The following is a 14,444-nucleotide window of genomic DNA, read 5'->3' as shown; positions in this document are numbered from 1 at the left end:
GGAGAACTCCGTGCTCGATCGCACTACCGTCCTTGCCGACACCGCCAGGATCCTGGACATCGACGTCGACGAACTCGATCCGTCGGCGAGCCTCGTCGACCAGGGACTCGACTCGGTGCGGTTGATGGCCCTCGTGGAGCAGTGGCGCAGCGCCGGAGTCGAAGTCGATTTCGTGGATCTCGCCTCGGCTCCCGACCTCGAGCAGTGGATCGCGCTGCTCGCCCGCGGATGAGCGGGTGATCGTGGCCGTCTTCGAGAAGCTCTTCATCGACATCGACCCGCTGCGCACCAGCCGCGAATTCCGGTACCTGTTCACCGCACGCGTCGTCTCGCTGTTCGGTCTCGGTTTCCTCATCGTGGCGGTGCCCGTGCAGGTGTACCAGCTCACCGGCTCGACGGCGCAGGTCGCCGCGGTCTCCGCGGTGATCGGTGTCACCACCTTCGCGGCCACCTTCGCCGGCGGGGTGCTCGCCGACCGCTACGACCGGCGGAATGTCATCGCGATCGCACGCGGCACCGCGGGCGTCGCCTTCGCCCTGCTGGCGGTCAACGCGATCCTGCCGGTACCGCAGATGTGGGCGATCTACGTGCTCGCCGTCGTCGACGGCATCGCGGGCGGGATCTCGTCGACCGCGCTCATGGCGGTCACTCCCAGCCTGATCCCGCGCGACAAGCTCGCCGCGGCCGGTGCGCTCATGGCGCTCACGGCCGACCTCGGCGCCATGATCGGCCCGGCCCTCGGCGGTGTCGTCATCGCCGCCGGTGGCGTGGGCGTGGCCTACGCGCTGGCCGCGTTCACCACGGCGATCACCACCTTCTGCATCACCCGCCTGCCGTCGCTGCCCCCGACGCACGTCGCGGAGGAATCACCGCTGAGATCGGTGATGTCGGGCTTCCGGTACGCGGCACACAACCGTGTGGTGGGGCAGGTGCTGATCGTGGGGTTCCTCGCGATGTTGCTGTCCGGCTGGGCCGTGCTCATCCCCGAATTCGCCGACGAGGTGCTCGGCGTCGGCCCGTCGGTGGTGGGCCTGCTCTACACGGCGCCTGCCGTCGGGGCCGTGGTGGGGTCGCTGACCAGCGGCTGGACCGGGTCGATCCGCCGGTACGGGCTGGTGGTCTACCTGCTCATGGCGGTCTCGGCCGCGGGTCTGGTGGGTGCCGGTGCAACCGGCATCCTCGCCGTGGTGCTGTTCGGTCTCGCCGCACACGGATTCGGTGACTCGCTCGCGGACGTCGTGCGGTACGCCACCGTCCAGCGCAACACCTCCGACGAGTACCGCGGACGGATCGCGGCGGTGTGGGGTGCGCAGGTGACGGCCGGTACCTCCGTGGGCGCCGTCGCGGCCGGAGTCGTGGCCTCCCTGGTACCGATCTCCATGGCCCTGACCGTCTACGGCGTCGCCGGTGTGGCCGTCATCGCGGTGATGTTCGTCTCGACTCCGACACTGCGGCGTTTCCGGGACGCGGGCGATCTCGAAGCCGTCGCCTGACGGACGGTCCCCCAGGACGAGAGGAGGCGGGGCCGGATGGACACCCCGGCCCCGCATCGCGTCATGCTCGTCCGTCGCGCGCCCACGCCTCCACTGCCGAATACCCTTCGCTGACACCCTGGGTGTAGGCGACGAGTGCCCCGTACAACCGGGAACCTTCGGTGGCGAGCTCGATGGTGCCCACCCAGTCGGCAGCGCGCGCCATGACGTGCGCGGAGATGTCCTGCCGGTCGCGTGTCGCGGACGACACGATCCGGAACGCCTCGTCCGCGATCCGGAAGGTCTCGGCGACACCGCGCCAGAAGTACTCCGCGTCCATGGCCGAGCGCAGCGACTCGTAATCCGTCGTGTCCTGCATCGCCGTGGCGTGTGCCAGTCGCTGCAGAGCGTGTTCCGCAGCCCCGACGGGGAAGTACGTCACGTCGTCGATGGTGTCCTTGCCGCCGCTTGTCGTTCTCACCGCAGAGATGGTGCCCGATTCCGAGCGAATACGAAACAGCGCACAGGTAACGGTATAGGCACGCGGCGTGTCGCCTACCCGGCCGCTGCCGGACGATTCGGGATCGAACACACGCACGACACGAGCAGTCCGGCGCACACCAGAACGGCGACGAACACCGGCGCCACCGAGTCCGCCAACTGCGCCGCACCGGGAGTTCCGGTGACGGTCTCGTCCGCCGCTGCGCCCCCGAGGGCTGCATTGGCCAGCGCACCGAACACCGCCACGCCCACCGCGCTGCCGATCGCACGTGCGAAGGCGTTCGCGCCCGTGACGACGCCCCGCTCGGACCAGTCGACGCTGGACTGCGCCGCGATCAGCGCGGGACTGGCGATCAACCCCATCCCGAGTCCCACGAGCACGCAGCAGAGCGCCACCTCCCAGGGAGTCGAATCCACCCCGACCTGCGTCAACAGCGCCGCGCCGCACAACAGCGGCACCGCACCCACCAGACCGGTGTTGCGAAAACCGATCCGCAGATAGAGCCGGCCCGACTGCGCCGCCGCGATCGGCCAGCCGATCGTCATCGTCGCCAGCGTGAACCCCGCGACGAGCGCCGTGGTGCCCAGGGAACCCTGCACGAACGACGGCACGTACGAGGTCAGGCCCAGCACGACCGCACCCACCAGGCACGACACCGCGCTGGTGGTGACCAGCACACGTCGCGTGAACAGCCGGATCGGCAGGATCGGCTCGGCGGCGCGGGACTCGATCCACACGAACACCGCGATCAGGGCTGCACCGGCGGCGAAGATGCCGATCCCGGTCGCCGACGTCCACGCCCAGGACTGCCCGCCCTCGAGCAGGCCGAGGATCAGCAGGGCGGCGCCTACCGCGAGTGTCGCCGCGCCGGCCCAGTCCACGCGCGGTCGCGGTCCCGACGGCGTGTCCTCGCGGAAGTTGCGGACGAGCACCCACGCCGCGAGGGCACACAACGGCACGTTGATCCAGAAGATCCACCGCCACGACAGGAAGTCTGCGAAGACACCGCCCACGGCCGGGCCGATCACCGCCGACATTCCCCACACACTGGCGAGATAGCCCTGCGCCTTGGCGCGCTCGGCGACGGTGTAGATGTCCCCGGCGATGGTCTGGGCCATCGGCAGCACGGCGCCGGCGCCCAGGCCCTGCACCGCGCGGAACGCGATCAGCGCCGGCATGCTCCACGACAGCGCGCACAGCACCGAACCCACCGCGAACACCCCGATACCGAACAACAGGATCGGAGTGCGGCCGAAGACGTCGGAAAGTTTGCCGTACACCGGGACGAGCACCGCCTGCGTGAGCAGATAGGCGGAGAACAACCACGGGAACTGGGTGAAGCCACCGAGGTCGGCGACGATCGTCGGGATCGCGGTGGCCAGGATCGTGCTCTCGAGCGCCACGAGGGCGGTGGCGAGCATCAGGGCGACGAGGATCGGGCCCCGCTCGGACCCGAACCCGACGTCCACTCGCGACGATGCGGCCATGCCACTCCTGTTCCCACTCGTACGTTCGTTGTTCCACCCGGCTGTGAACGAGTGGGATATCCGCCACGGGGTGCGGTGCAGCCACTCGATGAGCACTAGGGTGTCAGCGTGCGTCCTTCACTCGAGTCCTACCAACACCTCGCCGGCGGCAAGGTGCGCGATCTGTACGTGATCGACGACGAGCACCTGCTCCTCGTCGCCAGTGACCGGATCTCGGCCTACGATCACGTGCTCGAGACCCCGATCCCCGACAAGGGGCGGGTCCTCACTGCGATGAGCGTGTTCTTCTTCAAGCTGCTCGACGCCACCAACAACCATCTCGCGGGAGAACCCGACGACGAGCGTATCCCCGAGGAGGTCCTCGGCCGCGCACTCGTGGTCAAGCGCCTCGAGATGGTGCCCGTCGAGTGCGTCGCGCGAGGCTTCCTCACCGGCTCCGGCCTGCTCGACTACCAGGCCACGGGCTCCGTCTGCGGTGTCACCCTGCCCCAGGGGCTCGTCGAGGCCAGCAGACTGCCCGAGCCGATCTTCACCCCGGCCAGCAAGGCTGCGCTCGGCGACCACGACGAGAACATCTCCTTCGACGACGTCGTCGAGAAGGTCGGTCTGAACCTGGCGATGAAGCTGCGCCAGGACACGCTCGACATCTACGACCGCGCCGCCATGTACGCGTCCGACCGCGGCATCCTGCTCGCCGACACCAAGTTCGAGTTCGGTCTCGACAAGGCCGGCAATCTGGTGCTCGCCGACGAGGTCCTCACCCCGGATTCGTCCCGCTACTGGGACGCGAACGAGTACGAGGAGGGCAAGGTTCAGCCCAGCTTCGACAAGCAGATCGTCCGGAACTGGCTCACCGGACCCGAATCGGGCTGGGACCGCGCCTCCGACACCCCGCCCCCGCCGCTGCCGCAGCACGTCGTCGACAAGACGCGAGCTCGCTACATCGAGGCGTACGAACGTATTTCGGGACTGTCCTTCGACGATTGGATCGGCTGACCGCATATGACCTCCTCGAAGATCACTCCGCCGGTCGCGAAGAAGGTGCCGCTCGCGCGCACCCATCACGGGCACACCTTCGTCGACGACTACGAATGGCTGCGCGACAAGAACGACCCCGAGGTCGTCGCGTATCTGGAAGCGGAGAACTCGTACACCGAGGCGCAGACGGAACATCTCGCTCCGCTGCGTGAAACGATCTTCGAGGAGATCAGGTCGCGCACTCAGGAGACCGACATGTCGGTCCCCACCCGGATGGGTGAGTGGTGGTACTACGCCCGCACGGTCGAGGGCAAGCAGTACGCGATCCAGTGCCGGTGCCCGATCGCCGACGCCGACGATTGGACACCGCCGAACGTGACCCCGGGCGTCGAACTCCCCGGCGAACAGGTGCTCCTCGACGGCAACGTCGAGGCCGAAGGGCACGAGTTCTTCTCGCTCGGGGCGTTCTCGATCAGCCACGACGGCACGCTGCTCGCGTACTCGACCGATGTCGTCGGCGACGAGCGGTACACGCTGCGATTCAAGAACCTGGCCACGGGCGCGTTGCTGGCCGACGAGATCCCCGGCACCGCACCGGGGGCGACGTGGGCGCTCGACCACAGCCACGTCTTCTATCAGACGGTCGACGAGTCGTGGCGGCCCGACACCGTCTGGCGGCACAAGCTCGGCACCGCCGTCGACGAGGACGTGAAGGTCTTCCACGAACCCGACGAGCGGTACTGGGTGTCGATCGGTTCGACGCGCAGCGAGAAGTACCTCATGATCTGGGTCGGGTCCAAGATCACCACCGAGGGATGGGTACTCGAATCCGCCGACCCCACAGGCGAATTCCGTGTGATCCTGCCGCGCCGCGAAGGTGTGGAGTACGGCGCGGAACACGCGGTGATCGCAGGTGAGGACCGATTCCTCGTCCTGCACAACGACGTCGACCCCGAGACGGGGGAGAAGGCCGAGAACTTCGTGCTCGCCGAAGCTCCCGTCGACGACCCGTCCGCCCTGCGCACCCTGATCGGACACCGGCACGACGTGCGCCTCGAGGACGTCGACGCGTTCGAAGGGCACCTCGTGCTCGGCTACCGTCGGGAGGCCCTCACCCGGCTCGCGGTGTGGCCGTTGACCGACGAGGGCTACGGCACGCTCACCGAACTCGAATTCGGCGAGGAACTCTTCGCCGTCGGACCGGGCGCGAATCCCGAATGGACCCAGCCCACCCTGCGTCTGGGCTACACCTCGTTCATCACCCCGAGCCGGGTCTACGACTACACCGTGAGCACGGGCGAGCTGACGCTGCTCAAGTCGCAGCCGGTGCTCGGCGACTTCGACCCGTCGCTCTACGAGCAGCGCCGCGACTGGGCGACCGCCGAGGACGGCACGACGATCCCGTTGTCGATCGTCGCGCGGAAGGGCACCCCGGAGAACGCGCCCACGCTGCTGTACGGCTACGGCTCGTACGAGGCCAGTATCGACCCGGCCTTCTCCGTCGCGCGGCTGTCGTTGCTCGACCGGGGCATGGTGTTCGCGGTCGCGCACGTGCGCGGCGGCGGCGAGATGGGCCGGCACTGGTACGAGAACGGCAAGTCGCTGACGAAGAAGAACACCTTCACCGACTTCGTGGCGTGCGCGCGGCACCTGATCGACACCGGTGTCACGAGCCCGGAGAAGCTCGTCGCCGACGGTGGTAGCGCCGGTGGCCTGCTCATGGGTGCGGTCGCGAACATCGCGCCCGAACTGTTCGCGGGCATCCTCGCGAACGTCCCGTTCGTCGACCCGCTCACGTCGATCCTCGATCCGTCGTTGCCGCTCACGGTGATCGAATGGGACGAGTGGGGCAACCCGCTCGCGAATCCCGAGGTGTACGAGTACATGCGCTCGTACAGCCCCTACGAGAACGTCGAGGCCAAGGATTACCCGGCGATCCTCGCGATCACCAGCATCAACGACACGCGCGTGCTCTACGTCGAACCCGCCAAGTGGGTCGCCAAGCTACGCGCGACGAAGACCGGCGATGCGCCGTTGCTGCTCAAGACGGAGATGAGCGCGGGACACGGCGGTGTGTCGGGCCGGTACGAGAAGTGGCGCGAGGTCGCGTTCGAGTTCGCGTGGGTGCTCGAGACGTCCGGTGCCTACCGCGCGGAGACCGCTGCGGGCTGAGCTCGGTATCCGCTCGCGTTCTCGCTATTCGCCGCAGCAATTGCCGACGCGAATGACGAACTGTGTAGCCGATAGCAAACTGCTCACCTGCGCAGTTCGTACCGGACCTGCGGTCGACCGGCGCGGCCGTATTCGGTGAGTCGGGTCGCGGCGCCGTCGTCGGCGAGCCGTTCGAGATAGCGCCACGCCGTCACGCGTGAGACCCCCACGGCCGATCCGACTTCCGCAGCGGTTCGCGGCCCGTCGGCGTGATGAAGGAAATCGGTGATCTTCGACAGCGTGTCGGGGGAGATGCCCTTGGGTGTGGACGGACGGGAACTGCTCGTGCGCAGAGCCGACATGGCGCGATCGATATCGTGCTGGCCCGCCGCGGTCTCGGCGTCGCGCAACGCCGAGCGGTAGGCCACGTACTGTTCGAGCTTGTCCTGCAGTGCCGCGAAGGTGAACGGCTTGAGCAGATACAGCACCACACCCCGCGCGACCGCCGTCCGCACGACCTCCAGATCGCGGTTCGACGTGACGGCGATGATGTCGGGACTCGGACGACCGGCGCTCAGGCGTGCAGCCACTTCGAGGCCGCTCGTGTCGGGGAGCCCGATGTCGAGCAGCACCAGATCCACCGGTGTGCCCACCCGCGCAGCCGACGCGACCGCCCGCACGGCGTCGCTACCCGTGTGCGCGACACCTACCACCTCGAATCCGTCCACCCTCCCGACGTATTCGCGGTGGGCCTCGGCGATGAGCGGTTCGTCCTCGACGACGAGCACCCGGATCACGACCGGCTCTCCAGGGGGATCACGGCGACGATCATCGAACCCAGCGACGGTTCGGTGCGCAGAGTTCCCCCGTGACGCGCCACGACCTGGGCGACGAGTGCGAGTCCGAGGCCGCGCTGCTCGGACTTGGTGGAGTAGCCGCGCTGCATGGCCCGGGCCAGCACCTCCGGCGACATCCCCGGCCCGCTGTCGGCGACCTCGACGATCATCGACGAATCGTCCCGACGCACAGTCACCTCCACCCATGGGTCGTCCGACGCATGGGAGGCGTCGATGGCGTTGTCGATGAGATTCCCGACGAGGGTGACGATATCGCGCGCCGGGATGGACGGAACCGGGCCCAGTTCCGTGTCGTCGGTGACGGTCAGTTCCACACCTCGCTCGGCGGCCTCGTCGATCTTGCCGAGCAGCAACGCCGACAGCGCCGGCTCGTGGACGGCACCGGTCAACCGGTCGATCAGGTGCTGGGAGACCGCCAGTTCCTGCGTCGCGAACGCGACCGCGTCCTCCGTCCGGCCGAGTTCGACCATCGTGACGATGGTGTGCAGACGGTTCGCCGACTCGTGGGCCTGCGCCCGCAGCGACTCGGCGAATCCGCGGACCGAGTCGAGTTCACCGAGGACACCGCGCAACTCGGTGTGGTCGCGGAGGGTGACGACGGTGCCGATGCGACGCTCGTTCCAGTTCACCGCGTCGCTGTTGACGACGAGGGTGCGGTCGCGCGTCAGGTGCACCTCGTCGCGTGCCTCGCCGGTGGTTGCGAGTTCGCGCAGTGTCTCGGGCAGGGCGTCGAAGGGGACCGGCCCGGTCGGGGGAAGGCCGAGCAGGCGGCGTGCCTCGTCGTTGACGACGTCGACCTGCGGTGAGGCGCCGGGTGCTCCACCGAACACCAGCAGCCCTTCGCCGATCGAGTGCAGGACGGCGTCGTGGTGTTCGTACATGCGCCGCAGCTGGTCGGGATCGAGCCCGAGGGTCTGACGGCGCAGGCGCCGCGCGATCAGGTATCCCCCCGCCGCGGTGACCACGAGCCCGGCCGCCACCAGCCCGACGATGCCCGGAAGGCTCCGCACGAAGTTCTCGGCGATCCTCTCCCGTGTCACCCCGACCGACACGAATCCGACGAGCGTGCCGTCGTCGTAGACCGGCGCGATGGTGCGGATCGACGATCCGAGGCTGCCCGTGTACGTCTCGCTGAACGGTTGCCCGGACCGGGCCTCGTCGATGTGGCCGGTGTACGGGAGTCCGATCCTCTCCGGGACCGGATGCGTCACGCGGAGCCCGTCCGGGTCCACGATCACGACGAAGTCCACTCCGGTCGCCTCACGGATCTGTTCGGCGCGCGGCTGGAGCGCGGCGGTCGGGTCGGGGGCGAGCAGCCCCTCGGCGATCTCCGGGAACACCGCGGTGGTCACTGCGATATCGGTCACGCCGCGACGGGTGGCGTCGTCGGCGTCCCGCCGTTCGTCGACGACGATGAGGGCACCCGCCACGATCGCTACCACCGTGAACACGACCGACTGGAGGATGAGCAGCTGGCCCGCCACGCTCATCGGCGGTCTCGCCTGGCGACGGTTCACCGTTCACCTCCCGTGAACACTATGTACACAAACTTCTCCCGCGGCGACCCGGCTACCACCATGTCCTTATGTGGACGTGATGCCGGTCACCACCCGGGCGCGGAGCGGCCCCTACCAGGGTCCCGTAGTACCCGACCGAACCACGGTCGATTCCCGAGTCCTCGCCGGTGCGTCACCGCATCCCGTTATCCGTGAACATCGCGCGACGAGCCCGCGCATGATCGAAGGGCACTCCATGAGCACCACAACCGTGCGGGGCGAGAAACGCCGCGACCGTACCCACTGGCTGTACATCGGCGTCATCGTCGCCGTCGTCGCCGGTATCGCCGTCGGATGGCTGGCCCCCGAGACGGGCAAGTCGCTCGGTGTCCTCGGCACCATGTTCGTCGACCTGATCAAGATGATGATCAGCCCGGTGATCTTCTGCACCATCGTGCTCGGCATCGGGTCGGTCCGGGCAGCGGCGAGCGTCGGCCGGATCGGTGGACTCGCGCTGATCTACTTCGTGGGCATGTCGACCGTGGCCCTCGCGATCGGCCTGGGTGTGGGCAACCTGCTCGACCCGGGCTCGGGGCTCACCCTCGATCCGGCCAACGCCGGATCGGGTGCCGAACTCGCCGAGAAGGCGCATGCCGCCGGCGGCACCGTCGACTTCATCGCGTCGATCATCCCCACCTCCCTGTTGTCCGCACTGACCGAGGGCAGCGTCCTGCAGACCCTGTTCGTGGCGCTGCTCGTCGGCTTCGCCATCCAGGGCATCGGCAAGTCGGGTGAACCGATCCTGCGGGGCATCGGCCACCTGCAGAAGCTGGTCTTCCGCATCCTGACGATGATCCTGTGGCTCGCCCCGATCGGTGCGTTCGGTGCCATCGCCAACGTCGTCGGCCAGACCGGTCTGAGCGCGGTCCTGCAGCTCGGTGTTCTGATGATCGCCTTCTACCTCACGTGCGTCGTGTTCGTCTTCGGTGTTCTCGGATCGTTGCTGCGAGCGGTCTCCGGTGTCTCGGTGTTCAAGCTCGTCAAGTACCTCGCCCGCGAGTACCTGCTCATCTTCGCGACGTCGTCGTCGGAGTCCGCGCTGCCGCGCCTGATCGCCAAGATGGAGCACCTCGGTGTCCAGCGCACCACGGTCGGCGTGGTCGTGCCCACCGGTTACTCGTTCAACCTGGACGGCACCGCGATCTACCTGACGATGGCCGCCCTGTTCGTGTCCGACGCGATGGGCAGTCCCCTGAACATGGGTGAGCAGCTCTCGCTCCTGCTGTTCATGATCGTCGCCTCGAAGGGTGCGGCCGGGGTCACCGGTGCCGGTCTGGCGACGCTGGCCGGCGGTCTGCAGAGCCACCGCCCCGACCTGCTCGACGGCGTCGGCCTGATCGTCGGTGTCGACCGGTTCATGTCCGAGGCGCGTGCCGTCACCAACTTCTCCGGCAACGCCATCGCGACCCTGCTCATCGGCACGTGGACCAAGTCGGTGGACCGCGAACGGGTCGACGAGGTGCTCAGCGGACGGTTGCCGTTCGACGAGAGCATGATGGTCGACGATCACGAGCCCGCTCCCGAGCGCGAACCGGCGAGCCTGGAGAAGGTCTCCGTCTGACCCGGTCCGTCCGCTACGACAACGGCTGTCCGCCACGAAAATTTTCGTGGCGGACAGCCGTTTCCGAAGCGGATCCGGGAGCATACTTCCGGGAGGAAGCACGCCTCGCTCTCCAGCCGCACAACTTCGGGGGTCGCTGTGAAGAACCGAGCTCGATTCGTCAACGTGCTCGGCGACCGGGAGACCGCGATGGTCGCCGCGGCCGGACGGTCTGCCTCGGCGAGTTCGACGCGGTGCCGGCGGGCGCACCGCCGTCGCAGACGACCGATTCGGAGACCGCATGGCGGCCGGTCTACGAGTCCTACATCGCAGAGGGGTTCCCGTCGGGTGCTCCCGTTCCCGGCGAGGGGGAGGGACGAGCAGTTCCGGAAGCGGGTCCGGCGGGCCCGGAGACTTCCCGGGAGAAGACGTAGCGCTGCTGTTGGGGAGAGTGATGGAGCACAAGCTAGTTTGGAACCATGACCACGCCTCTCCAGGACATCCCGATCGACACCCTCTCGGGTGAACCCACAAGTCTCGGTGCATACGAGGGCCACGCGGTTCTCGTCGTCAACGTCGCGTCCAAATGCGGGCTGACCCCGCAGTACACGGCGCTCGAGAAGCTCGCGCAGGAGTACCGCGACCGCGGACTGTTCGTGGTGGGAGTGCCGTGCAACCAGTTCATGGGGCAGGAACCCGGCACGCCGGAGGAGATCCAGGAGTTCTGCTCCACGACCTACGGGGTGACCTTCCCGTTGCTCGAGAAGATCGAGGTCAACGGCGAGAACCGCCATCCGCTCTATGCCGAGCTCACGAAGCACGCGGACGCCTCCGGGGAAGCCGGCGACATCCAGTGGAACTTCGAGAAGTTCCTCATCGCCCCCGACGGCACGGTCGCCGGGCGCTTCCGTCCCCGCACGGAACCCGATGCGCCGGAGATCCTCGACGCCCTCGAAGAGATCCTTCCGGCCTGATCGACGTGCTCGGGACCGAAGCGCGTGAGGCGCTCTACGACATCATCCGCATGCGCCGCGACGTGCGCGCAGAGTTCGCCGGTGAGCAGATCGCCGAGGACGTGCTCTGGCGTGTCCTGGCCGCGGCGCACCATGCACCCAGCGTCGGCAACACCCAGCCCTGGGACTTCGTCGTCGTCCAGGACGAACAGCGTCTGAAGGAGTTCGCCGGGCACGTCGCCGGTTGCCGGCAGGCGTTCGCCGACTCGCTTCCCGAGGACCGGAAGAGCACCTTCGACCCCATCAAGATCGAAGGCATCACCGAGTCCCGCACCGGCATCGTCGTGACCTACGACCCCGAACGCGGCGGCAAGCACATCCTCGGCCGGCACACCGTCGACGAGTCCGGTCTCTTCTCGGCCGTCCTGGCGATCCAGAATCTGTGGCTCGCCGCGACCGCCGAGGGCCTCGGCGTGGGCTGGGTGTCGTTCTACGAGGAGGAATTCCTCGCCGACTTCGTCGGAGTGAGCGCGCCCGCGCGTCCCATCGCGTGGCTGTGCGTCGGGCCGGTCACCCGGCTCCAGGAGGTGCCCGACCTCGAACGGTTCGGCTGGCGCAAGGGTCGCCCGCTCGAAGAGGCGGTGCACCGCGACAGGTTCGTGGGACCGGATAACCAGAAATCCTGACCCGACGGGCGACGGCCGGCTCGTGGGTGCACGAGCCGGCCGTCACCCGCTCTCACAGCTCGGTCGCGACCTTCCACGCACTGTGGACGGCGCCCTCGATGTAGTCGACCCGACCGGCGTCCCCGACGACCCGGACGTCGATGCCCGAGCCGGCCAGCTCCTCGGCGAGCGGTGCCGCCGCCGACACCCCGGACGCGACGACGACCATCCGGGCACGTACCGACTTCGTCTCGCCGCCGACGGTGAACTCCACCGTCTCCCGCGTGATGCGCTCGACAGTCGCGTTGCGGTGCACCTCGAGACCCACCTCACGCGCGTGCTTGACGGCGGTCCACCGGCGCGGCATCGCCATCGGCACCCCGAGCTGCTGCCCCTCGGCGAGCAGGGTCACCCGGCTGCCGCGTTCGGCCATGAACTCGGCCAGTTCGAGGCCGACGAGCGACCCGCCGATCACGACGACGTCCTTCGCCATCGGCAGGAAACGCAGGAACCGCCGGCTCAGATCACGGATCCTCCGGGGGCTCGTGGTGATACCCGCGAGCTTGCCCAATCGGCCCATCACCCGCAGCAGGGGCGACTGGCCGGAGACGTCGCCCGCGCCCGTCATGAGCGCGCGCATGCTGTCGCCTGTGTGCACGTGCGGCAGGTCCCCGCCCGGCACGGTGGGACGCTCCCGCACGGCGCCCGTCGCGACGACCACCACGTCCGGATTCAGGGCACGGATCGATGAGGCGGTGGCCTCGGTGCCGAGCCGCACGTCGATGCCGAGGCGGGCGACCTCGGCCGTCAGCCATTTCAGCAGCCGTTCGTTGTCGGGGGTGGTGAGGGTCGAGAACCACAGGGTCCCGCCGAGCCGGTCGGTCTTGTCGAGGACGGTGACGCGGTGTCCTCGCTCGGTGGCGACGCGCGCGGTCTCGAGGCCGCCGGGCCCGGCACCCACCACGACGACGTGCTTCGGCGTCGCGCTGCGGACGAACGGCACGAGCGTCTCGTTGCCGAGCGCCGGATTGACCGCGCAGATCGGCGTGGCGTCCCAGAAGTTCTCCTGCACGCACACATAGCAGTTGATGCACGGGCGGATCTGCTCGCTGCGTCCCTGCTTCAGCTTGGCGACGACAGCGGGATCGGCCAGCAGCTGACGGCCCATCGCGACGAAATCGGTGACGCCCTCGGCGATCATCTGCTCGCCGACCTCCGGCAGCATGCGGCCGACGGTGATGACCGGAACGGACACCGCACGTTTGACGACCGCCGCGTTGTGGGTGTAGTAGCCGACCTTGTCCGGCAGCGGACCATCGGTGAAGTTCGCGAACGCGTTCAGTGCGGTGCCCGTGATGTGGATGGCGTCGGCCCCGGCCTGTTCGAACAATGCGGCGGCAGCGGCGGATTCCTCGACGGTGAGACCGTCCGTCTCCCCGTATTCCTGCCCTGCGAGGCGCACGATGACGGCGAGACGATCGCCGACCGCTGCCTTGACCGCGCGGATCACCTCGCAGGTCAGCCGGGCCCGGTTCTCGAGCGACCCGCCGTACTCGTCGGTGCGCTGGTTCGTGTAGCGGCTGAGGAAGGCACCGAGGACGTAGTTGTGCGCGGCGTGGATCTCCACGGCGTCCGCTCCGGCGGCCGCGACCCGGCCGGCGGCCTCGGCGAACATCCGGATCAACCACTCGATGTCGCTCTCCGTGGCCTCGTTGTAGCGGGCCTGCTTGCCGCCCTGGATGGTGGCCATGCGCTGCAGCTCCTCAGGAGTGCAATCGGCCATGGCGCTCATGTCGCTCGGTGGCTTCGGGATGCTCGGCACGAGCTGCGGCCGGTCCTGCAGGGTGTCGATGCGCGCGACCTTGCCGTGGTGCACCATCTGCACGCACAGTTTGCTGCCGGCCTCGTGAACCGCATCGGCCAGAGCGCGGAGACCGGGGATGAAACGGTCCTCGGACAGGCCGGGTTCCTTGGTGCTGGCGCACCCGGCCGGATAGGCGACCGCGCAGCAGCCGGTGACGATCAGGCCGGTACCCCCGGCCGCGCGGGCGACGAAATGATCGATGTCGCCCTGCTCGATCTCACCGTCCTCGCAGAGGTTCATGTCCATGGCGGGCATCACCACCCGGTTGTCGAGGGTGATGGGTCCGATGGTGCCGGGCGAGAGGAGGCGGGTATAGGTCTGATTCGGGACTGCCACGCCCGGACGTTATGTCCGGTCGATTGTGTCCGTCGACACAGTCCCGATCAGCGGGATGGGAGCCGGTACGGCCGGGTTTTCAC

General features: G+C 68.3%; 12 protein-coding genes. 7 read left to right on the top strand and 5 right to left on the bottom strand.

From position 1 onward, the window contains the following. The first annotated feature begins 10 nt into the window (after positions 1-10). Together EQ874_RS14485 and entS are read left to right on the top strand one after the other, a co-directional pair. Positions 11-232 carry a phosphopantetheine-binding protein gene (locus tag EQ874_RS14485; protein WP_064064572.1) on the top strand — a complete coding sequence of 74 codons (222 nt, stop codon included), beginning with the start codon at positions 11-13 and terminating at the stop codon, positions 230-232. A gap of 10 nt (positions 233-242) precedes the next feature. Beyond that, positions 243-1,493 carry an enterobactin transporter EntS gene (entS, locus tag EQ874_RS14480; protein ID WP_064064579.1) on the top strand — a complete coding sequence of 417 codons (1,251 nt, stop codon included), beginning with the start codon at positions 243-245 and terminating at the stop codon, positions 1,491-1,493. A 61-nt stretch (positions 1,494-1,554) separates the two neighbouring features. Here entS and EQ874_RS14475 read toward each other — a convergent pair whose 3' ends face one another. Further along, positions 1,555-1,953, bottom strand: coding sequence for a hypothetical protein (locus EQ874_RS14475; RefSeq protein ID WP_064064571.1), 399 nt, complete (start codon positions 1,951-1,953; stop codon positions 1,555-1,557). Positions 1,954-2,027: 74 nt separating this feature from the next. Further along, positions 2,028-3,461 carry an MDR family MFS transporter gene (locus EQ874_RS14470; RefSeq protein WP_129977190.1) on the bottom strand — a complete coding sequence of 478 codons (1,434 nt, stop codon included), beginning with the start codon at positions 3,459-3,461 and terminating at the stop codon, positions 2,028-2,030. Between the two features lie 108 nt (positions 3,462-3,569). Between EQ874_RS14470 and EQ874_RS14465 the strand changes: the two genes are divergently transcribed. Together EQ874_RS14465 and EQ874_RS14460 are read left to right on the top strand one after the other, a co-directional pair. After that, complete coding sequence (locus EQ874_RS14465; RefSeq protein ID WP_016933342.1) at positions 3,570-4,457, top strand: phosphoribosylaminoimidazolesuccinocarboxamide synthase; 888 nt, start codon at positions 3,570-3,572, stop codon at positions 4,455-4,457. A 6-nt stretch (positions 4,458-4,463) separates the two neighbouring features. Next, positions 4,464-6,611, top strand: coding sequence for a S9 family peptidase (locus EQ874_RS14460; protein ID WP_129977189.1), 2,148 nt, complete (start codon positions 4,464-4,466; stop codon positions 6,609-6,611). 83 nt (positions 6,612-6,694) lie between these two features. Here the strand turns inward: EQ874_RS14460 and EQ874_RS14455 are convergent, their stop codons facing one another. After that, positions 6,695-7,387, bottom strand: a complete 693-nt coding sequence (locus EQ874_RS14455; RefSeq protein WP_016933340.1) for a response regulator — start codon at positions 7,385-7,387, stop codon at positions 6,695-6,697. Next, a complete protein-coding gene (locus EQ874_RS14450) occupies positions 7,384-8,937 on the bottom strand; it encodes a sensor histidine kinase (protein WP_129977188.1) in 1,554 nt (517 codons plus the stop codon). Before EQ874_RS14450 ends, EQ874_RS14455 begins: the two co-directional genes overlap by 4 nt. A 262-nt stretch (positions 8,938-9,199) precedes the next feature. Here EQ874_RS14450 and EQ874_RS14445 point away from each other — a divergent pair, with 262 nt between their 5' ends. From EQ874_RS14445 to bluB, 3 genes are all read left to right on the top strand, one after another. Further along, entirely contained in the window at positions 9,200-10,564 is a 1,365-nt protein-coding gene (locus tag EQ874_RS14445; protein ID WP_129977187.1) for a cation:dicarboxylase symporter family transporter, read from the top strand. Positions 10,565-11,022: 458 nt separating this feature from the next. Then, positions 11,023-11,517: a glutathione peroxidase gene (locus tag EQ874_RS14440; RefSeq protein WP_016933636.1), complete on the top strand. Its 495-nt coding sequence runs from the start codon at positions 11,023-11,025 to the stop codon at positions 11,515-11,517. A gap of 5 nt (positions 11,518-11,522) precedes the next feature. After that, the gene (gene bluB, locus EQ874_RS14435) at positions 11,523-12,182 is read left to right on the top strand and encodes a 5,6-dimethylbenzimidazole synthase (protein WP_129977186.1); all 660 of its coding nucleotides are present in this window, start codon (positions 11,523-11,525) and stop codon (positions 12,180-12,182) included. Positions 12,183-12,234: 52 nt separating this feature from the next. Here the strand turns inward: bluB and EQ874_RS14430 are convergent, their stop codons facing one another. Then, positions 12,235-14,361 (bottom strand): FAD-dependent oxidoreductase, encoded by a 2,127-nt coding sequence (locus EQ874_RS14430; RefSeq protein WP_129977185.1) that lies wholly within the window; start codon positions 14,359-14,361, stop codon positions 12,235-12,237. Between the last annotated feature and the right edge of the window lie 83 nt (positions 14,362-14,444).

The sequence above is a fragment of the Rhodococcus sp. Q1 genome, from assembly GCF_004153645.1.
Taxonomy (GTDB): domain Bacteria; phylum Actinomycetota; class Actinomycetes; order Mycobacteriales; family Mycobacteriaceae; genus Rhodococcus; species Rhodococcus gordoniae.
Note: the sequence above shows the minus strand (reverse complement) of the source record. Positions and strands in the feature narration are given on the sequence as shown.